At 62.9% G+C, this 20665-nt stretch carries 21 protein-coding genes; 4 read left to right on the forward strand and 17 right to left on the reverse strand.

What is annotated here, in order from left to right; translation table 11 throughout:
* Positions 1 to 337: 337 nt before the first annotated feature.
* On the forward strand, positions 338 to 1171 hold the full coding sequence (locus tag ACYX4S_RS14500) for a DUF2189 domain-containing protein (RefSeq protein WP_476360704.1): 834 nt from the start codon (positions 338 to 340) through the stop codon (positions 1169 to 1171).
* Positions 1172 to 1180: 9 nt separating this feature from the next.
* Here the strand turns inward: ACYX4S_RS14500 and truA are convergent, their stop codons facing one another.
* The 4 genes from truA to def form a co-directional block, all read right to left on the reverse strand.
* Positions 1181 to 1993: a tRNA pseudouridine(38-40) synthase TruA gene (gene truA / locus ACYX4S_RS14505; protein ID WP_476360705.1), complete on the reverse strand. Its 813-nt coding sequence runs from the start codon at positions 1991 to 1993 to the stop codon at positions 1181 to 1183.
* 31 nt (positions 1994 to 2024) lie between these two features.
* A complete protein-coding gene (locus tag ACYX4S_RS14510) occupies positions 2025 to 2552 on the reverse strand; it encodes a GNAT family N-acetyltransferase (protein ID WP_422067904.1) in 528 nt (175 codons plus the stop codon).
* Between the two features lie 103 nt (positions 2553 to 2655).
* Positions 2656 to 3612 carry a methionyl-tRNA formyltransferase gene (fmt, locus tag ACYX4S_RS14515; protein ID WP_476360706.1) on the reverse strand — a complete coding sequence of 319 codons (957 nt, stop codon included), beginning with the start codon at positions 3610 to 3612 and terminating at the stop codon, positions 2656 to 2658.
* A 147-nt stretch (positions 3613 to 3759) separates the two neighbouring features.
* Positions 3760 to 4278: a peptide deformylase gene (def, locus tag ACYX4S_RS14520; RefSeq protein ID WP_293721631.1), complete on the reverse strand. Its 519-nt coding sequence runs from the start codon at positions 4276 to 4278 to the stop codon at positions 3760 to 3762.
* 81 nt (positions 4279 to 4359) lie between these two features.
* Between def and ACYX4S_RS14525 the strand changes: the two genes are divergently transcribed.
* Positions 4360 to 5550, forward strand: a complete 1191-nt coding sequence (locus tag ACYX4S_RS14525) for a DNA recombination protein RmuC (RefSeq protein ID WP_476360707.1) — start codon at positions 4360 to 4362, stop codon at positions 5548 to 5550.
* Positions 5551 to 5630: 80 nt separating this feature from the next.
* Positions 5631 to 6575, forward strand: coding sequence for a 2-hydroxyacid dehydrogenase (locus ACYX4S_RS14530; RefSeq protein WP_476360708.1), 945 nt, complete (start codon positions 5631 to 5633; stop codon positions 6573 to 6575).
* Positions 6576 to 6587: 12 nt separating this feature from the next.
* Here ACYX4S_RS14530 and ACYX4S_RS14535 read toward each other — a convergent pair whose 3' ends face one another.
* From ACYX4S_RS14535 to ACYX4S_RS14550, 4 genes are all read right to left on the reverse strand, one after another.
* The gene (locus ACYX4S_RS14535) at positions 6588 to 7010 is read right to left on the reverse strand and encodes a response regulator (RefSeq protein WP_293721625.1); all 423 of its coding nucleotides are present in this window, start codon (positions 7008 to 7010) and stop codon (positions 6588 to 6590) included.
* Between the two features lie 368 nt (positions 7011 to 7378).
* A complete protein-coding gene (locus tag ACYX4S_RS14540) occupies positions 7379 to 8269 on the reverse strand; it encodes a C40 family peptidase (protein WP_476360709.1) in 891 nt (296 codons plus the stop codon).
* Positions 8270 to 8320: 51 nt separating this feature from the next.
* A complete protein-coding gene (locus tag ACYX4S_RS14545; RefSeq protein WP_293721621.1) occupies positions 8321 to 8671 on the reverse strand; it encodes a MarR family winged helix-turn-helix transcriptional regulator in 351 nt (116 codons plus the stop codon).
* Between the two features lie 96 nt (positions 8672 to 8767).
* Positions 8768 to 10168: a leucyl aminopeptidase family protein gene (locus tag ACYX4S_RS14550; protein WP_476360710.1), complete on the reverse strand. Its 1401-nt coding sequence runs from the start codon at positions 10166 to 10168 to the stop codon at positions 8768 to 8770.
* Between the two features lie 245 nt (positions 10169 to 10413).
* On the opposite strand from ACYX4S_RS14550, the gene ACYX4S_RS14555 reads away from it, so the two are divergent.
* Entirely contained in the window at positions 10414 to 11238 is an 825-nt protein-coding gene (locus ACYX4S_RS14555) for a tetratricopeptide repeat protein (RefSeq protein ID WP_293721616.1), read from the forward strand.
* 131 nt (positions 11239 to 11369) lie between these two features.
* Here ACYX4S_RS14555 and ACYX4S_RS14560 read toward each other — a convergent pair whose 3' ends face one another.
* The 9 genes from ACYX4S_RS14560 to ACYX4S_RS14600 form a co-directional block, all read right to left on the reverse strand.
* Positions 11370 to 12347 (reverse strand): type II secretion system F family protein, encoded by a 978-nt coding sequence (locus tag ACYX4S_RS14560; RefSeq protein WP_476360711.1) that lies wholly within the window; start codon positions 12345 to 12347, stop codon positions 11370 to 11372.
* An 11-nt stretch (positions 12348 to 12358) separates the two neighbouring features.
* Positions 12359 to 13378, reverse strand: coding sequence for a type II secretion system F family protein (locus tag ACYX4S_RS14565; protein ID WP_422067895.1), 1020 nt, complete (start codon positions 13376 to 13378; stop codon positions 12359 to 12361).
* A complete protein-coding gene (locus ACYX4S_RS14570) occupies positions 13371 to 14918 on the reverse strand; it encodes a CpaF family protein (protein WP_476360712.1) in 1548 nt (515 codons plus the stop codon). The genes ACYX4S_RS14565 and ACYX4S_RS14570 overlap by 8 nt, the downstream gene beginning before the upstream one ends.
* A 43-nt stretch (positions 14919 to 14961) precedes the next feature.
* Positions 14962 to 16287, reverse strand: coding sequence for a CpaE/TadZ family protein (locus ACYX4S_RS14575; RefSeq protein ID WP_476360713.1), 1326 nt, complete (start codon positions 16285 to 16287; stop codon positions 14962 to 14964).
* Between the two features lie 16 nt (positions 16288 to 16303).
* Complete coding sequence (locus ACYX4S_RS14580; protein ID WP_293721606.1) at positions 16304 to 17095, reverse strand: CpaD family pilus assembly protein; 792 nt, start codon at positions 17093 to 17095, stop codon at positions 16304 to 16306.
* A gap of 11 nt (positions 17096 to 17106) precedes the next feature.
* Complete coding sequence (locus ACYX4S_RS14585; protein WP_476360714.1) at positions 17107 to 18576, reverse strand: type II and III secretion system protein family protein; 1470 nt, start codon at positions 18574 to 18576, stop codon at positions 17107 to 17109.
* 40 nt (positions 18577 to 18616) lie between these two features.
* The gene (gene cpaB / locus ACYX4S_RS14590) at positions 18617 to 19393 is read right to left on the reverse strand and encodes a Flp pilus assembly protein CpaB (RefSeq protein WP_422067891.1); all 777 of its coding nucleotides are present in this window, start codon (positions 19391 to 19393) and stop codon (positions 18617 to 18619) included.
* A gap of 289 nt (positions 19394 to 19682) precedes the next feature.
* The gene (locus tag ACYX4S_RS14595; protein ID WP_476360715.1) at positions 19683 to 20192 is read right to left on the reverse strand and encodes an A24 family peptidase; all 510 of its coding nucleotides are present in this window, start codon (positions 20190 to 20192) and stop codon (positions 19683 to 19685) included.
* 112 nt (positions 20193 to 20304) lie between these two features.
* Positions 20305 to 20490, reverse strand: a complete 186-nt coding sequence (locus tag ACYX4S_RS14600; protein ID WP_476360716.1) for a Flp family type IVb pilin — start codon at positions 20488 to 20490, stop codon at positions 20305 to 20307.
* Positions 20491 to 20665: the final 175 nt, after the last annotated feature.

A 20665-nucleotide genomic window follows, 5' to 3' on the forward strand; every position in this document is an offset into this window, starting at 1 on the left:
AGTTTCAACCGAAACGTGAGACCCTTCAAGCCCGCCGTCTCAAGCAGGCTCTGCTGTCCCCCGAAAGCCCCTCATGTTCTCCGACAAGATGCACTGCGGACGACCGCGTCTCCGATGTGCGCCAACCGGCACCCTTGCAGGCAAGGCACATCCGGTTTGCTCTTCAGGACCTGAAGATCTTGTCCGACCGGAGGCTGCGACGCTGCGGATCAAAAGCCGTTTCCGCACCAAAGCGTCCCGTTTGTGGGGAGATGACCCAGCCCGTAGCTTTCCGGAGGTGACGTCCACGGCTGTTCTTGCTTCACTGGGATCGGAGGACCGGTTCAGGGAGGAAATCATGGCGTCCAATACGACACCTGCGGCTGAGAGCGATGCGGACACTTTCGTGCGCCCGCCGGATCCCACGCGCGTAAACGCAATCACGGTCAGCGACATCGTTGACGCGCTCGCCGCCGGGATGCGCGATTTTCGCAAGGCCCCGGCTTTCGGCCTGTTCTTCGGAGCGGTCTTCGCGCTTGGGGGCAACCTCGTGCTGCTGACGGCTTCCGCGCTCCAGATGAGCTACCTAAGCTACCCCCTCGCAGTCGGCTTCTGCCTCATCGGCCCCTTTATCGCGGTTGGCCTCTATGAGGTCAGCCGGCGCCTTGAAGCGGACCGTCCCCTGACCTGGAGTGGCGTGCTCGGCGTCATCTGGGCGCAGCGCAGTCGCGAAATCGCCTGGATGGCGTTCGTCGTCCTGTTTGTGCAGATCATGTGGATGTACCAGGTTCGGCTCCTGCTGGCCCTCTTCCTTGGATTTCAGTCGTTCGCGAGCTTCGGTGAGTTCGTGGAGGTAATCGTCTCCACGCCGGAGGGGCTCATGTTCCTTCTGATCGGTCACGTGGTCGGCGCGGTGCTCTCGGTCGTGCTGTTTTCCCTGACCGTTGTTTCCTTCCCAATGCTCCTTGACCGGGAGGTGGACTTCATCACCGCCATGATCACCAGCGTTCGCGCCGTCGTGACCAGCCCCGTGCCCATGATCGGCTGGGCCCTGGTCGTTACCGTCACGCTTCTCGTCTCCATGCTGCCGTTCTTCATCGGTCTGCTGGCGACACTTCCCGTGCTCGGCCATACGACATGGCACCTCTACCGCGCGATCGTACCAGAGGCCGACACGAGCGAGGTCAGCTAGGGTGCCGCCCTAGACAGGCTTGCCAGTGGTTTCGGCGACCTCCGCCAGATAGGCGGCGCGCGAGGCGAGGTCCTCTTCCGCGGAGCGATAATCGACCTGGGTCAGATACAGCCCGTCCGGTGGCGCCACCGGACCGCAGGCCTCGCGGTCGCACGCGGCAAGCGCATTCGCGACGTCGGCGGCCGACCAGCGCCCCTCGCCCACAAGCCGCAAGGTTCCAACCATCGAGCGAACCTGATTGTGCAGAAAGGAACGTGAGGAGCATTCGGCGATGACGATCTCGCCCTCACGGCGCACGGAGAAGGCCTCAAGGGTCTTCCACGGGCTCTTCGCCTGGCAGCGCGAGTGCCGGAAGGTGGTGAAATCGTGGTGGCCGACAAAAGCCTGCGCGGCTTCGTGCATGGCACTGGCGTCGAGTGGCTTCTTCACATGCCAGGCGAGACCGCGCTCGTGGGTGAGCGGCGGCAGGCGATTGGCAATCCGGAAGCGATAGTGACGACGGATCGCCGAAAACCGCGCGTCAAAGCCCTCGTGCATCTTCGCGACCGACAGGATCGCCACGGGGTCGGGTTGGCAATGAAAGTTAAGCGCCCCGTAGATCGTCGACTCGGGCCATTCCCTGGCGAGGTCGACATGGGCGACCTGCCCGGTCGCGTGCACGCCGGCGTCCGTGCGTCCGGCGCCGCCGATTGTCACGCTCTCACCCGAGAACGCCTTGACGGCACGTTCGATCACCGCCTGGACGGAGGGACCGTTGTCCTGGCGCTGCCAGCCAACGAAAGGGCGACCGTCGTAGTCGATAACGAGCTTGTAGCGGGGCATGTCCTGTCCGTCGCGACCTTTGGGTGGCCCTTTACTCGAAGGCTTCGAAAGGCGTGGCGAAAGTCACCTCGATGGGCAGCGCGGCGCGAGCCGCAGGCGTCAGGGCGAGTGCCTGAAAGGCTGCTCCGGCATAGGGCGCGGTGACCTGGCGAGCGAGCCCGGCATCAAAACCAAAGCGCGGATAGTAGGACGGTGGCCCCAGAACAAGCACGAGATCGATGCCCTGTTCGCCAAGCTCCTTGAGACCGGCGCGAATGAGGGCTTCTCCGATCCCGCTCTTCTGCCGATCAGGAGAAACCGCAACCGGCGCCAAGCAGGCAATGGAAATGCGATGGGCAGCTCCGGCCCCCGTGACGCGCGAGAACCCGACATACCCGACGATGCGACCGTCGGGGTCAACGGCAACCAGCTCACACAGGAAGGCACCGCATCCCCTGAGGTCGTGGACCAGACGTGCCTCGGCATCCTGACCGAAGGCGGCGCCAAGAAGCGTCGAGACGGCTTCAGCGTCAGCGGACGCGAAAGGCCTCAACACGGGCTCGAGAGCAGGATGGGTCATGACTGGGTCCGGTTCCTCGTGCTCACTGGCGGCATATCCCGCATCTGGCTTTTCTCTCGCAACGCTGCTTTTGTTCTCTTGCCGACCGGCACCAAACATCGGATCAGGCCAACGTCGCACCCGGCGCAAGCTGGGCACCGCGCAGGAAGTCTCCCACGCCCATGGGCTTGCGCCCCGCCCGCTGAACCTGCATGAGACGCACTGCTCCGCTCCCGCAGGCAATCACAACGCCACCGTCAGCATTGGCGACAAGGACACTTCCCGGCGCCGCATCACCTGCAACGTCCTGCGCAGCAATCGCCGAGCGCAGTACCTTTACCCGCTCGGGAGAAGAGCCGAGTGGCATCTCGCACCATGCACCGGGAAAAGGGGACAGGCCGCGGATGTGATTGTGGACTTCGCGGGCGGGCCGCGTCCAGTCGATCCGGGTCTCGCCCTTTTCTATCTTGCGGGCATAGGTCACGCCGTCCTCCGCCTGGGGCGTGGCCGCAAGGCCGCCACGCGGCAAAGCGGCAAGCGCACGAGCCATCAGGTCGGCACCGAGCACCGCAAGACGGTCATGCAGGTCACCAACGGTCATGGCATCGTCGATCGCGACCTTCTCAGCCATGTACACTGGCCCCGTGTCGAGGCCGGCCTCCATGCGCATCACCTCGACGCCCGTCTCCGCATCACCGGCCATGATCGCCCGATTGATGGGAGCTGCCCCGCGCCAGCGCGGAAGAAGAGAGGCATGAAGGTTGAGGCAACCGAAGGCAGGTGCCTCGAGAACGGGACGCGGCAGGATCAACCCGTAGGCGACCACGACGGCGACATCCGCCTCGAGTTCGGCGAAGCGGGCCTGCTCGTCCGCATCCTTCAGGGTGAGCGGGGTGCGTACCTCTATGCCAAGCGTGTCCGCTGCCTGGTGTACCGCCTGTCGGCGTTCCTCCATCCCGCGTCCCGCCCGGCGCGGCGGCTGGCTATAGCAGGCGACGACATCGTGGCCCTGCCCGACGATCTCCATCAGCGTGGGAACCGCGAAGTCGGGCGTCCCCATGAAGACGATGCGAAGGCTCATCTGGTGCCGTCCCTTTCGTATTCGAAGTCCAATCGCGCCGCTCCGTGCGAACCGCCACAACGGACAAGGTCACCGTACAATCTCGCACGCAGGTCTCTCGCGACGCGTTCGACGAACCGTGATCGTGGTGCGGTGGGCGTCCGGACCTCAGCCCTTCTCCGCGAAGCGAGCCTGTTTCTGAAATTTCTTCATGACCCGATCCCGCTTCAGTCGCGAGATGTGATCGATGAAGAGAACACCATTCAGGTGATCGATCTCGTGCTGCAGGCAGGTGGCGAGCAATCCGTCGGCCTCGATCTCGCGCGCCGCGCCTTCGCGGTCCAGGAAACGCAGACCGATACGCTGCGGGCGCTCAACGTCCTCGTAGTAGTCCGGGATCGACAGGCATCCCTCCTGATACGCGGACAGCTCGGGCGATTCCCACACCACCTCGGGATTGATGACGACCAGGGGATCAGGCTCTTCCCCCTCGCGTGCGACATCGAGCACCAGCATGCGCTTCGGCACGCCGATCTGAATCGCGGCCAGGCCGATGCCGGGAGCCTCGTACATGGTTTCCAGCATGTCGTCGGCAAGCTGGCGGACCTCCGCATCGACCGTCGCGACGGGCTCGCTCACAAGCCGGAGCCGGGGATCGGGGAGGATAATGATATCGCGCTTCGTCATGCCGCTGAGATATGTGAAAGGCGCGCGGGCGTCAACGCACGCTCGTTTCGTGACACAGCCGGATGTTCTATATTTGTTTCCATGACGACGATTCTTGTCACGATCGCGGGTCACCCGCTCACCGTCGCCGAAGCTCTGGCGGGCGCAGGCATCGCCATCACAGCCCTTCTTCTCGTGCTCGTTCTCATCGCGGCCGGACAGGCGCGGGCGCGCCGTGCGGCGGATGCTCGCAGTGCGGAACAGGCCTGGGAACTGGAGGAACGTGTCGCCGATCTGCTCAAGGTGCAGGCCGAGATGACCGGTCGAATGCAGACAATGGCCGAAATCTTCGGCTCACGGCAGGGAGATCTCGCGCGAGCACTCAACGACCGCCTCGACGGCATGAGCCACAAGCTCGGCCAGTCGCTTGCCGAGACGACGCGGCGCACCCACGATGGCCTTCGCCATCTGCACGAGCGTCTGGCAGTCATCGACCGGGCGCAATCCACCATTTCCTCCTTGTCGGGACAGGTCGGTCAGCTTCAGGCAATTCTGGACAACAAGCAGACGCGCGGCGCCTTCGGTCAGGGCCGGATGGAAGCCATCGTGAAGGATGCCTTGCCGGAAAGCTCCTATTCGTTCCAGGCCACGCTCTCCAGCGGCTCGCGGCCGGACTGCCTGATCCACCTGCCCGGCGGAGCACCTCCGCTCGTCATCGACGCCAAGTTTCCCCTGGAAGCGCACACAGCCTTGCGGGCGGCGGGCGATGCCGAAAGCCTGAAGCAGGCGCAGGCACGCTTTCGCCGCGACATCGCGAAGCACATCTCGGACATTCACGACCGCTATCTTCTTCCCGGAGAGACACTCGACACAGCCTTCCTCTTCGTGCCTTCGGAAAGTGTTTTTGCCGAAATCCACGAGCGTTTCGACGATCTGGTCCAGCGCGCGCACCGTGCAAGGGTGGTGATCGTGTCGCCCTCGCTTTTGCTGCTGTCGATACAGGTGGTGCAATCGGTACTGCGCGATGCGCGAATGCGAGAGGAAGCCCACCGCATCCAGATCGAAGTCGCACATCTGGTTGACGATGTATCCCGGCTCGACGAGCGGGTGCGCAAGCTCCAAACGCACTTCGGGCAAGCTGAGCGCGACATCGAGCAAATCCTGATCTCGAGTGAGAAGATCACCCGGCGAGGTCGCAATATCGGCGAACTCGATCTTGACGAGGTGTCCGGAACCGGCCCGAACGAAGCCCGGGCAGCGCCGGACGCCAATGGCGCGGGGTCCGGCGCCTGAGCGCCGCCGGCGACTTTGCCTCGGGCCGGACAAGCAGCTAATACGGGACACCAATCCTCAGACCGGGAGCCCGTTCATCCATGTCCCTGTTCATTGCCGTGTCCGGATGGAACCCGCAGCCGTGGGTGAAGAGACTTTCAACCCGTCTTCCCGGTCACAGGGTTGCGAGCCACCCCGCAAGCGATAGCGAACTTTCAAAGGTGCGCTACGCGCTGGCCTGGAAACCCGAACCGGGACTTCTCGCACGCTGCCCCAATCTAGAGGTGATCTTCTCACTCGGCGCGGGCGTCGATCACCTCCTGTCCGACCCACACCTTCCGGATGTCCCCCTGGTGCGTGTCGTGGACCCGGACCTCACCGCTCGCATGAGCGAATGGGTTACCCTGCAGGTCCTTCTGCACCACCGCCGACAACTCACCTATCTTGCGCAGCAAAGGGCACGGGTCTGGAAAGACTACGAACAGGCTGCTGCGCACCGCGTACGCGTCGGCATTCTAGGACTCGGGGTGCTGGGCAAGGAGGCCGCGTCCGTTCTGGTGCGGCTCGGGTACGACGTTGCCGGATGGGCTCGCAGCCGCAAACAGGTGGATGGCGCAGCCTGTTTCGCCGGCGCGTCCGAGCTCGATGATTTCCTCGCGCGTACGGACATTCTCGTCAATCTTCTGCCGCTGACCGACGAAACCCGGCATCTCGTCGATCATGGCTTCCTGTCACGGCTCGCTCGTGACGGCGCAATCGATGGGCCGGTGTTCATCAACGCGGGGCGAGGTGGCAGCCAGGTGGAAACCGATCTGGTACGCGCGCTCACCGATGGGACACTTGCCGGCGCAAGCCTCGACGTCTTCGAAACGGAACCACTCGCCGCGACAAGCCCGCTCTGGGATCTTGAGAACGTGGTGATCACGCCGCATATAGCCGCCGACAGCGACCCTGAAGCCATCTCCGACTATATCGCCGAACAGATACTTGCCCACGAGGCCGGAAAACCACTGGCCAATCTCGTAGACAGAAACGCCGGCTACTGAAACCCCGCGGGATCAGCAGTGGAAACGGCGGGCGCGATCGAACCAGAGGCTCACGATCGCCTCGACGACCGGGCGCAAACCCTTGCGGCTGTCACACTTCTGGTAGACCGCATCGAACCAGCTCGCGGCCTCGCTCTGGGGCGCATCGCGCGCCAGCCCGATGATGGGAAGCGTCGCCGTATCGTAACGCTGGCGCAAGCGGCAGGCGAGATCACGTGCGCTTCCACCCGCAATCCCCGTGGACGCAACGACGCAATCGAAGGGAACAGCGGAAGGATCGTCGACGGAAAGCAGATCCAGCGCCTTGGCGATGGAACTTACCCGGCGAACGCGAACATTTCCGGTAACCGTGGAGAGGACGTCACGGAAAAGCCGGGCATCTGCCGCGCTGTCCTCGACATGGAGGAACACGGCATCGGGAATGACATGCAACATGAAACAGAAGGTCCGTCCGGCTCCCGCGACAACAGCCGCCCTCCCGGCTACCAAGGCAGTGTCGAGGAGCTTTTACCAAGGGTCGCGGCGTGCCGGGCAAGGGTCCCTCCTCTGCCGACCGGCCACGATCTGATCATATGTCCAGATGATTGCTGGACGAATTGACGGCTGTCTATTCGGATTCACCTGTAGGGGCAAATGCATATATTGCATAGCTGCCCCAACGTAAAAGACACACCAAGAACAAATTTCCGACCAAGGATTAGTAAAACGAATAAAATTTCACAAAACAATTTTTGAACGACATTATCGGCGCCGGTCGTATGCCCCGACCAGATCCCCCGCAGGGTACGCCGAGAACGACAGCATCAGCGCAGCCGCCGCCAACCCGTAAGCGCTCCCCACTCGACCTTTGAAATACGGGACAAGGCTTCAGCCACAGGCTCCCTGGCAACGCTCATCGTATGGCCATTGGCATGTAGAAGTTCGTCCGGTGACAAGAGCACACCAACATGGCCTTTCCAGAACAGAAGATCGCCACGCCGCCGGTTGCCCTTGCTGAAATCCTCAAGCGGCAGCGCATCGCCGGCTTCCCCGGCCTGCATGTCACTGTCGCGCGGAACAAGGATGCCGGCTTCGGCGGCGGCAAGCTGGATCAGCGCGGAACAGTCAAGCCCGAGTGAGGAGCGCCCTCCCCATAGATAGGGTGTTCCAAGAAACATCTCGGCCACGGACACCCAGTCGTCCACGCGGGCGCCGAGAGGCGCGAGGTGGCGGGCAACCATGGCAGAACCGTCCGCGAGAAGCGCATAGGTCAACCCGCGCACCACCGTTTCGCCGATCACTGCGACGCGTGCACCCAGTGAGAGCAGACCAAGCGGCGGGCTCTTCAACTCGGGAGAGGGATAGCGGTAGCTGCGCAAAGCCGTGACCCGATGGGTCGGCGTCTCCCCTCTGTCTCCAAGTGCCGAATACGGCATGTATCCCACATAGCCGTCCGTTCCGAGCTGTCCCCAGGCCCAGCCATCATCGGAAACCTCGAAGACGGTTACCTGCTCACCGAAGATCGCCTGGCTATCGATGGAACGACATGGATCGGGCACAGGCCGAATGTCGACAAGATCGGCGGTGACATGCATCAAAGTGCCATCGGCAAAACGGGGAACATCGACGCGCCCCTCATAGGCGCGCGCCGCAAGATCGGTTCGCACGGGATGGCGACGGCGATCCAAATCGGCAAGCTCGGCTGTCCCGGTCATGCATCACCCTGACTGGAGGAAGTTGAACACCCCGCATCTGCCATGCGGCTTTCAGCGTGTTATCTCGGCAGCCTTCACACTGATCGTGTCGCCAATACGCTCCAGATACAAGGCACCGGCAACGGTCCGCGTTACGACCACGTTGCGCCGGTCGGCTTCATCGCGGCGACGCGACAGAAGCTTCATTGCTCCCAGCGTATCCAGGGCACGGGTAATGACGGGCTTGGTGACGTCGAGGCGCGCCGCCAGCCCCCGCACCGTATGGGGCGGCGGCTCCAGGTAAACAGTGAGAAGGATCGCCATCTGGCGCGACGTCAGATCCTGGTCACCATCGGTCACCAGCGACATCGTCACGTCGTGCCAGAGCCTCAGCGCCTGTGCCGGCCGGATCTCGATTCCCATCCGTCTGATGTCCCTCCTGCCCCGGGTGGTCCGGGCGTCCCAGGCGACACTAGCGCGAATATCGTTTCGGATCCGTTATACGTCGGCCACCTTCCGTCACGCAGCCTGGCTCCCTCCGTACCGCTCCTTCAGCAGGTCAAAGAGGGCACGCACGGCCTGCGCTTCTCCGCCTGCCGGGCGTGCCGGACGGTCGGACGGGTTCCAGGCGTAGATGTCGAAATGCGCCCAGGTTTTGGCCTTCTCGACAAACCGGGCCAAAAAGAGCGCGGCCGTTACCGATCCCGCGAACCCCGCACCGGAGGTGTTGATGTGATTGATATCGGCAACCCTGCTCTCCAGATAGCTCTCATAGGGCCTCCACAGAGGAAGCCGCCAGAGCGGATCCGACACCTTGAGTGCCCTTGCAGCCAGATCGGAGGCAAAGTCTTCGTCGTCGGTGTAGAAGGGCGGCAGTTCCGGCCCGAGCGCGACACGTGCAGCTCCCGTAAGCGTCGCCATATCCAGAAGGATCTCCGGCTCCTCCTCATCAGCCAGCGCAAGCGCGTCCGCAAGCACCAGCCGTCCCTCGGCATCCGTGTTTCCGATCTCGACGGTGATCCCCTTGCGGCTCGGCAAAATGTCGCCCGGCCTGAAGGCATTGCCGGAGATCGCATTCTCGACAGCGGGAATAATGACCCGCAACCGCACTGGCAGTTCCGCGTCCATGACCATGGCCGCGAGAGCGAGAACATTGGCCGCGCCGCCCATATCCTTCTTCATCAGGGTCATGGCGTTGGCCGGCTTGATGTCGAGACCACCTGTATCGAAAATGACCCCCTTGCCCACAAGCGTCACCTTCGGATCCGTCTCGTCACCCCATGTCGCATCGATCAGGCGCGGCGCGCGCGTGCTTGCCCGACCGACCGCATGGATCATGGGAAAGCCTTCTTCCAGAAGCGCTTCTCCTTCGACAACCCGGCTCGACCCGCCATAAGTGCCAAAGAGCGTGATAGCGGCGGTGGCGAGTTCTTCCGGGCCGAGGTCATTGGCCGGGGTGTTGACGAGATCCCGTGCGATCTGCACCCCGGCGACAATGCCCAGCACCGCGTCCAGATCGACCTCCGGTTCCACCATCAGCACCGGCCGGGCCTTGTCCGAAGGCTTGCGATAGCGCTCGAACCGATAGGAACCAAGCGCGAAGGCAAGGGCCGCCGCCTCCCCCACACTACCAACCCCGACGATACGAAATGTCCCGACGGGAAGCTTGCGCGCCAGGTCGCCGAGCGCAAAGCCGGGATCTGTCGCGTTCGCCACGCCAAACAGAACGGTTGCAATGGCTCCGTCCACATCCGGAACCACGAGGACCTGGCCGACGGAAGCCTCAAAGCCCGACGCTTCCGCAAACCCTCTAACCGACGCAGGCAGGCCGGCAAGCGTCTCCGCCAAAGACTGCTTGTCAACGACATGAACCGGAACGGTCGGAAGGGATGACTCGAAGGCTGCAAGAGCATGACGCACGGAACTGACCTCATTTCACCTGGCCACGCGGCGGCGTGGCAACACCGGAAGGCTTCCAGCTTAACCGATTGCCCGGACGCCGCAAATCCGCGCGCAACCCAGTTTCCAGGCAGACGCTCCGCCCGGATTTAACGAAGCATTAGGGTTAACGGCCTATTGCTTGGAAAGCCAAATTGCGACCCTCGCCAGCCGGGCGCGAACAGATCGCGGCCGGACTGGCGGGCACAGTCCAGGAGCCTGGTTTCATGCCCTTCTTCCGACGCGATATCACGCGATCGACCCCGCTCCGCATGACGCTTGCGGTCTCGATGGTCGCTCTCCTGGCGGTCGGCGGCTGCGCCTCGTCCAAGCGGAGCGTGGGAACCCATGGCGCGAGCGGCCAGAACTATGTCGCGCCCGGCTCGGACGCCGCGCGCCAGGCGGTGGGGTACTGGGCCAGGGCCTACGAGAGCGACCCGAGCGACCGCGAGAACATTCTGAACTATTCGGCCTCCCTGAAACGAAATGGCCAGGTCGAACAGGCCGAAGCCGTTCTGCGCAAGGCCGTCATCACCCATCAGTCGGATCGGGACATTGCCGCCGCCTACGGCAAGGTGCTGGCCATGAGCGGCAAGCTGGCAGAAGCGCTTCAGGTGATCAACGGGGCCCAGACACCAACGAATCCGGATTGGCGGCTAATGTCGGCGGCAGCGGCGATCAATGACCAGATGGGCAACACCGCCGAGGCACGCAAGCTCTATACCCAGGCACTCCGTATCGCCCCGCAAGAGCCCAGCCTGCTCAACAACCTCGCCATGTCCTATCTGCTGTCAGGCGAGGTGCAGAAGGCAGAAAAGATCCTGCGCGACGCGTCCAACAGCCCCCGCGCCGACAGCCGTATCCGACAGAACCTCGCGCTGGCTATCGGCCTGCAGGGACGCTTCGACGAAGCGGAGCAGGTCGCTCGCGCCGAGATGGACCCGCGCCAAGCGAACGAGAACATCGCCTACCTTCGCAAGATGCTCTCCCAGAAGAACACCTGGGCGGAGCTGTCCGATGGCGACAAGAGGAAGAAGAAGAGCGGCAGCTGATCCGGACAGCTTTCGCCTCTCTTGACAGAAAAAAGCTAGACAATGCAAAAGGCCCGCCGGAAAATTCCGGCGGGCCTTTTGCTTAGCTTCCAACAGCGACTGCGCCAAACGGCATCAGCACGAAAACAGCCCTATCGGAAGGTCGCCATGGCCTGAATGATGACGGGACCGATGATAACGGCCAGAAGCACGGGCAGGAAGAACACGATCATCGGCACGGTGAGCTTTGGCGGCAGGGCGGCGGCCTTCTTTTCGGCGGCCTGCATTCGCTGCGACCGGCTTTCATCCGCCATCACACGCAGTGCCTGGGAAACGGGCGTGCCGTACCGCTCGGCCTGAATCAGCGCAAGCGAGACATTCTTCACCCCCTCGAGGCCTGTCCGCTTTGCCAGGTTCTCGTAAGCCTGCTTGCGGTCTCCGAGATAGGAAAGTTCGGCGTTCGTCAGCGTCAGTTCCTCGGCGAGCGGCACGGACTGAATGCCGATTTCTTCCGCGACCTTTCGGAAGGCAACCTCGATGGACATGCCCGACTCCACACAGATCAGCATGAGGTCGAGCGCATCCGGCCAGGCCCGGTTAATCGATACCTGACGGTTCTGGATGCGGTTCTTCACATAAAGGTCCGGAGCGTAGTAGCCGATGAAGGCGATCACGCTGGCAATCAGCACATTGACCATTGGCGGCTGTTCGAGCTGAAGCACGATGAACGTGTAGAACAACGCCACCACGAAGAGGATCACCGGCATCACGAGCCGGGCGAAGAGAAACGTATAGAGCGGTCGCGGACCACGCAGGCCAGCCTGGACGAGACGGAACGCCGTCTTCTCGTCCGACATGAGGTTCTTCAGGTTAAGCTGGTCGACGATGCTTTGAAGACGCTTCTTGGGCGCGTTGCGCAGCGAAACCCGTGACGCCTGCTTCTCATTTGCGAGACGTGCACGCTCGCGCGCACGCAGCTTGTCCCTTTCCAGGGCGACCGACTTCATCCGGCTCTTGAGCTTGTCCCCCTCGATAAACGGGATGACCAGCGAATAGACCGTGCCGCCCACCGCCAGAACGGTCAACGCCAGGATGATGGTCTGCTGGGACAGAAGCTCGGACATGGACATGGCTGGACCACTCAGAAATCGAAGGCGATCATCTTCTTCATGATCAGCATCCCGGTCACCATCCAGATGGCTGAGAACGCCAGGATGATGTTGCCGGTCGGATCCGTGAAGAGGAGCATGATGTAGGACGGGCTGGTGATCGTGAGGACACCGGCCACGATAAAGGGCAGCGAGCCGATGATCGCGGCGGAGGACTTCGCCTCCTGGCTCATCGCCTTGATCTTGCCCTTCATCGCACGGCGCTCACGCAGCACCTTCGAAAGGTTGCCGAGCGCCTCGGAAATGGAACCACCGGCCTGGGACTGGATGGCCACCACAATGGCAAAGAAATTGGCTTCCGCGACCGGCATGCGCTCGGGCAGGCGCGCCACGGCCTCGGGCAGCGAGATGCCCATCGCCTGGGCCTCGATAATCCGGCGGAATTCGGTGCGGATAGGCTCGCGTGCCTCCTGAGAAACGATCGTCAGACACTCCGCCAACGGCAAACCGGCCTTCGTTCCGCGCACGACCACGTCAACCGCATTGGGCAATTCGTTCAGAAAAGCCTCGATGCGCTTGTTGCGCCGACGTGACAGGTAGAAGCGTGGCAGACCAAAGAAGCCGATGAAGGCAAACGCCGCGTTCAGCAGCAGCGATCCGGTGATCAACATGCCGATGATCAGCATGACAACGCCGCAAATCGCGGAAAAGACATAGAAACCGCGTTTGGACCACTCGAGCCCGGCCTGGTCGAGCCGTTCCTCGATGGAGACCTTTGCCGCCTTTTGGGCCTTCTTCTTTTCGCGCTGCTCAAAGTCGCGAAGCTGATCCTGAACCGATTTTCGGCGCTTGTCCGCGTCCTTCGTGCGCCTCACCGCCTCAAGAGACGGGGCCCGCGTGGCAATGCTTTTCAGCCGTTTTTCGCTACGCGAACCGCCACTCAGCATGGGCTGGAACACGGCATAGAGAATGCCGACGATCGAGAAGGCCGCCAAGCCCGCCAAGGCGAGCCGGGTCACTTCAGGTGTCAGGAGTGCCTGGAAATCAACCACGCCCGTCCTCCAGAACTTCCGATGCGTCAAGGGCTGCGGCAAGCCGCTGCTCTTCGCCGAAGTAGCGTGCCTTCTCCCAGAACTTCGGACGACCGATGCCGGTGGAGCGATGGCGGCCGATCAGGCGTCCGTTCGCGTCCTCGCCCAGGATGTCGTAGAGGAAGACGTCCTGGGTGATGATGACGTCGCCTTCCATGCCCACCACCTCGGTCACATGAGTGATCCTGCGCGAGCCGTCACGCAGGCGCTGAGCCTGAACGATCACGTCGATGGAGGAAATGATCATCTCGCGCAGCGTCCGCGACGGCAGCGAGAAGCCCCCCATGGTGATCATGGATTCCAGTCGCGAAAGCGCCTCGCGCGGGCTGTTTGCGTGAAGCGTGCCCATCGAACCGTCGTGACCGGTGTTCATGGCCTGCAGGAGATCGAACGCCTCCGGGCCACGCACCTCACCGACGATGATGCGCTCGGGACGCATGCGCAGGCAGTTCTTGACCAGATCGCGCATGGTCACTTCGCCCTCCCCCTCCAGATTGGGCGGACGGGTTTCGAGGCGCACCACATGGGGCTGCTGAAGCTGAAGCTCCGCGGCATCCTCGCAGGTGATGACACGCTCTGTCGCATCGATGTAGGCGGTCAGGCAGTTGAGAAGGGTCGTCTTGCCCGAGCCGGTACCTCCGGAGATCAGTACGTTGCAGCGGGAGCGGCCGATAATCTCCAGGACCGAGGCTCCCTCGGGCGAGATCGACCCGAACTGCACGAGCTGCTTGAGGGTCAGCTTGTCCTTCTTGAACTTACGAATGGTGAGCGTGGGGCCGTCGATGGCGAGCGGCGGCGCGATCACGTTGACGCGCGAGCCGTCAGCCAGGCGCGCGTCACAGATCGGGCTCGACTCGTCAACGCGTCGTCCGACCTGGCTCACGATCCGCTGGCAGATATTCATGAGCTGCCGGTTGTCGCGGAAGCGCACGTTGGTCTGCTGCATCCGGCCCTCGGTCTCGATGTAGACCGTGTCGGCGCCATTGACCATGATGTCGGCAATATCGTCGCGCGCCAGAAGCGGCTCGAGCGGCCCGAAACCCAGCACGTCGTTGCAGATGTCCTCCAGCAGGTCTTCCTGCTCCGAAATGGACATGACCACGTTCTTGAGCGCGATGATATCGTTGACGACATCGCGGATTTCCTCGCGCGCCTCATCCACGCTCAGGCGCGTGAGAAGCGACAGGTCGATCGCCTCGACCAGCGCGTTGAAGATCGACGCCTTGGTGGCGTAATACTCCTGCGAGCGTTGCGGCGCCTTGATCTTGACCGTTTCCGTCTGCGGTCTAGCCTGGGCTCGCGGCTGGGGTGCCGCGGCCGGCGCTGGAGCGGAGGTATCCGGAGCCGTGATCTTCGGCGCGACCGGGGTGGCGTGCTCCGCCGGAGACGGCGGTGCCGGCTCCGCAGGCGCGGTCGGCGCCGGCGCCTGCTGGCGCGGCGGCGGAGCTGCCTCGGGGCTGGAACTCGGGGTTCCGGATGTCACACCACGTCGACCGAACATCGCTACCTGCTTTCAGATCGTCTTGACGGACGCCCCGGACGGATCACGCGCCCGCCCGGCCCTTCTTGAGCAAGCGCCCGACGAGAGCGCCGAGCGCCAGTCCCTTGTTTCGCTGCACTTCAGAACGCCCCGTCACCACCTGCGAGATCCGCGTGAACAGTTCGGCTGTCGCGTGGCGCTCGTCCTGCTCGCCGATCATCTGACCGTTGTTGGCAGCCGTTCCGAACAACTGGGGCTCGAAGGGTATGGAGACGACCGCCTCGACACCCAATGCATCGGCAAACTCGGACGCCTTGATTTCAGGCCGCTTGGGAACGCCCACCCGGTTCAGGACCAGCCGCGGAGGTCCGTCGTTCGGCCGAAGCTGCCCGAGCGTATCGATCATGTTCTTCGCATTGCGCAGATTGGCGAGATCCGGCTCGGCCACAATCACCACGTCGTCGACCGACGCCAACACCTTGCGGGTCCAGCCCGACCAGCCGTGCGGCAGGTCCAGAACCACCGAAGGCGCTCCCTGGCGCATGATATCGATGAGACCGTCGAAACTCTCCTCGGACGGATCGTAGGTACGCTCCAGCGTGGCAGGCGCCGCAAGCAGGCTCAGCCGCTCGGTGCACTTGGACAACAGCCTGTCGAGCATGGTCTCGTCGAGACGCTCGGGAGATGAGATCGCCTCGAACACGCCCTGCAGCGGGTCCTGGTTGAAATCAAGCCCGGCGGTGCCGAAGGCAAGGTCGAGGTCGGCGATCAGCACGTCCCGCTCGATCTGGCGTGCAATCGACCAGGCGACGTTGTGGGCAACCGTGGAGGATCCAACGCCTCCCTTTGCGCCTATGAAAGCAGTCACCCTGCCCAGGGGATCGGCTTCAGGACTCGCGTAGAGCTCACCGATTGCCCCAATCACCTGATAGAGGCTGACAGGGGCGACGAGGTAGTCGCTGACGCCTCGGTGGATGAGTTCGCGGTAGAGCACGACATCGTTGACGTGCCCGACGATCACGACCTTGGTGCCGGGATCGCAGACCTCGGCAAGACGCTCCAGATCCTCAAGCAGGCGAGCCGACTGGTTGCGGCTTTCGATGATGATCAGGTTCGGCGTCGGGGCCTGACCGTAGAAATCGACAGCCGCGGCGATGCCGCCTCGGTGCACCTTCACATGCGCCTTGGACATTCGGCGGTCCTGCGCCACCGTCTCGATGACGCGCGTGACATCCTCGGTCTCGCAAAAGGCCTGCACCGCAATGCGCGGCACCATCTTCAGGTCGAGCGTGTCGACGGGCGGTTCCAGTTCGGCACCGGAAGGCACGCGCGGCTCCGGATCGGCGTCGACTTCCGGCAGGCTCAGGTCGTCATAGGACAGGCCGTTCATTCCTCTACTCCCCGCCTCACTTGCCGGCTGCATCGGACACCTTGGCGCCGCTGCCTTCCTTGTATTCGGATGCCGTCTGCTCGCCGTTGCGATAGGTCTCGTAGATCTTGGCGCGGCGGTTCTGGTCAGCCGGAGAAGACGCGCGCGGATAAAGCAGGTCTGTCGGATTGTCGACCATGGCGGCAAGATTCGCCTGCTGCGCGCATCCGAAGTTGTAGTACTGGGTGTTGTTGAGCTGCGGGTTGTGACGCTTTCCGTCGCCGCCGCCGGTGATGTTGTCCGGCCACTGGCCACATGGTCCCGCCTTCGCCTGAATGCCCGAATAGGCCAAGCGGATCGGCGCCGAAACGCTCGGATCTCCGACCGGATAGCTGCGTGTCACGATGCGCTTCGACGAGATGCCTCCACGGGCCACCGCGCCGCGCAGCTTCGGCAGGACCGCGTGAACGGCCGCCTCATTCGCGGACCCGGACGGTACGACGATCTCCATGGAATCGGCTCCGCGCGATCGGGCCTCGCCGGCAAAACTCGAGACAGCCGCCGACAGTGACGGCGAGATCGAGCGCATGCCGCTGCCCACCGGCACATCTAGCGTCTTCGTGCCTTCAGCCACGATGATCGGATGACGAAGGCGGTAGTCGTTGAGCGCAAGCACCTCGGTCGTGGGCTTCTGCGTGTTGCAGGCGCCCGTGATCAGAGCTGCTGCAACGGCAACCAGCGGCAGGCTCGCACGGATCGTCTGGCGACCTGTTTCCGTTCCATGGCGGGAGCCGCGACGGATCGGGCGATTGGCGGGGCGGGACGTCATGGTTCCGTTCCTCACTCGTAGATGAAGCCGACCTGGCCGTGATAGGAGCCCTCGCCCGGGTTTCCGGAAACCCGATACATGCGATTGAGCCGGTTCAGGAAAATGGTGTCGCCGTCGGTCGCCGGAGCGAAATTCTTTGTCGGCGTGACGAGCTCGGAGCGAGCGACCGGGCGCACCGTGTAAGGTGTGACGAAGACGACGAGTTCGGTCTCCTGGCGCAGGAAGTCCCGGCTTTTGAACAAGGAGCCCAGGATCGGAACCTGCATGAGGCCCGGAACGCCGTTGAGATCCTGCTTGTAGGTCTCCTTGAGGAGGCCCGCCATCACAAGCGTGCCGCCCGAGGGAAGCTCGACGGTGGACTCCGCCCTGCGCACCTTCAGCGCCGGGATCGTCAGCGTGCCGATGTTGACGGCACCGTCCTGGGTCAACTCGCTGACCTCGGTCTTGACCCGCAGCGAGATACGTCCCTCGTCGAGGACCACGGGCGTGAAGTCGAGCCCGACGCCGAACTTCTTGAACTGCACCGTGATCTTGTTGTTGTCCTGAGCGATCGGGATCGGGAACTCGCCACCCGCCAGAAAGCTGGCGTTCTCGCCGGAGATTGCCGTCAGGGTGGGCTCGGCCAGCGTGCGGATGACACCGTCACGCTGCAGTGCCTCGATATTCGCCTTGAGCTGGGTTCCGCCCGCGACAAAGCCCGAGGTCGAGTTGGGATTCGTCGGGTCATAGAGCCCGCCAGCCCCACGGTTGTTGATGTTCGAGTTGACCGTGTAGCTCGGCGAGTTGTTGAAACCGATGTTGTAGTTTCCAAGGCCGATGTTGCCGGCGAGGTTCACGCCGAGCTGCTTGATGATCGAGCGCTCGACCTCGGCCACGGTCACCTTGAGGTGGACCTGATCCTTGCCGGTGACGGCGATCATGTTGAGAACCGGCTGTGCGTCCTCGCCCTTGCTCTGGGTAAAGCGGGCGGCAAGATCGGCAGCCCGCTGTGCTGCAGCGGTGCTCGGGGCACGGCCAGACAGGACGATATTGCCATTCACCGACTCGGCACGGATCTCCGCACCGGGAATTGCGCGGCGGAACATGGCATTGAGGTCCGTGGTGTCGTTCTCGACCGCCAGATCGAAGCTCGCGATCTGGTTGCCCGCGCGTCCGAACAGAAACAGGCTCGCCTGCCCGGCCTTGTTGCCCATGATGAAGACCCGGCGCGAGCTGCGGACGACCGCATCGGCGACTTCCGGGTTGGAGACGATGACGTCAGCCACCTCCTCTCCCAGGTTGACCACCACCGAGCGACCGATGCCCACGCGCAAGAGCCGGCCGGCAACGCGCTCATCGGCAGAGATCGTCACCGACTTGGGAAACGATTCCGCGTGGGCGGCCGTCGGGACACCGAGGCCGCTTCCTGCCGCCAGCCCCAGAGCGAGCGTCACGACAAGAGCAGCGCGGGTGCCGATGCCTTTGAAACGTTGAGCCAGCATTCGAGTTCTCCTTGCCGTCGTCTTCCAGCCGACCCGCGCTTCAGCGCTGGGTCTGCATCTGGCCGGACACGCCGAACTTCACAAAATTCACCCCGCCACCGATGTCGTCGGTCTCTGCGTCATCGGCAGAGTCTTCAACCGACCGCAGCACAAGGGAGATGGTGCCGAGCTGCGATGCCTGCGCGACGACTTCCGCCTGTGCGGGAAGCAACTCCAGGGTCGCGGTCTGGCCGGGGGGCAGCGCCTTCTCGTCCTGCTCGCCGGCGGTGGTGGTGTCGATGGCGAGGACGCGCACGTTCTGCAGGATGGTCTCGCTCATGAAGGAGTTCGACCCCCGGCTGCCGGACTGACGCGTCAGGATCACGTCCACCTTGTCACCGGGCAGGATGAAACCGCCGGCAGCCGTCAGGGCCTCGACCGAGACGGCGATGGCGCGCTTGCCCTTGGGAAGGATTGACGACATGAAGCCGCGGTCCGAGTTGATCAGGCGCTCCTCGCGCAGGGGCTCGCCCGCATAGACCGGTGCCTTGGCGATACGGCCCGCGATCTCGCCGATGGCGTCGGGGCGCATCGAGCGCAGGATCGCGTTCGCGGGAGCCAGATCGCGCGGCCATTCCGCCCAGCGCATGTCCCCATCGTGAACAGCCGTGCCGAGCGCAATGTCACGGTCGGCGACAAGGACCTCGTCCTTCTCGACCTCCTGCTCGGCCACAACGGGTTCCGCCACCGGCTCCGGGCCGGTGCTCAGCACCATGCGTGCCACGAGAAGCCCGGCCGCAAGCGAGACACCAAGGATTGCCAGTCGTGCGATCTTCATGACCAATACCCGTAGAGATCGAATCCGGCCGTCGAGCTGAGACGCTCCGGCCATGTTCCGATTACTTTGCGGGACAAATGGTCAAGACATGGTTAATCAGGTATGAGCAACGTTGATTAACAGAATTAAACGTTTTCGCATTTCGAAAATCAGGGCAAGCTTATTTACCAACCGTTAACAACATGAAACGGCGACCGACAACAGGTTCAATACGGCTTACGGAGAGGGAAACAGGCGCGGGCCAGCGGCCCGGCAAATGGATCGCGGTGGCGGAGAGGTTCCCGGGCGATCAGCCGATCAGCTTGAACCACATGGTCAGCGGATAGACCTGCAGCGCCGCGACGGCAATCGCGATACCATACGGAATACCGGAACGACTGTCATGAAGGCGCAAAAGCCATTCCGTGCGGTTGTTTGCGGGCAGAGGCAATGCGGGCACCCGACGGAAAAATACCAGCGCAATAGTCAACAAGGCACCGTAGATACCGGACAGCGCGATAAATCCAATCGTCTGCTGGGTAAAGCCGAACCAGAGGGCGACCGCAGTTGCGATCTTTGCATCTCCTCCCCCCATCCAGCCGAAGGCAAAGAAGGCAAGGCAAAGGAGAAAAACCGCACCCGCTGCCGCCAGATGAAAGCCAATATCGACCAGGCCAAGGCCGGCGGCCGGAGCGAGCAGGCAAAAGCCGGCGACAAGCAGCAGGGAAACGCGGTTCGGAATCGTCATCGTGAAGAGATCGGACGCGCCGGCAAAAGCAACCAGCGTCGGAAAGATGACAAGCAGGGCTGCCTCGATCATGTCCGGTTTCCTCGCGAAATCCGATGGCTCCAAGAAAAGCGGGCGGCCTAAGCCGCCCGTTTGCCGGAATGGTTCGCAACCGCGAACCATTCCGAAGCATTCAGCACAGGGCTTACTTCACGTTGCCGTTGGCCGTGGTCAGCTGGGTTCCGACCGTCGTGAAGATACCCGAGATGGCGGTGCCAGAGGTGGTCACGGCCGTGACGATGCCGATGGAGATGAGGCCGGCGATGAGGCCGTACTCGATGGCGGTCGCACCGGATTCGTCCTTGGCAAAGCGAGCGAGAAGGTTCTTCATGATTTGGCTCCTATTTTCCATTCGATTTGACTGCACCACCTCGTCGGCCTTGTTTTTATTTCCGACCGATCGAAGTTGACCTGAATGTAGACTTGACATCTTGCCACAAAGTTAAATTCACCCAACACACGGATGACTTTCGAGATCTGCCGAATTTTGGTTAACGACTTGAGAA

Source organism: Stappia sp. ABD4_338, assembly GCF_056312175.1.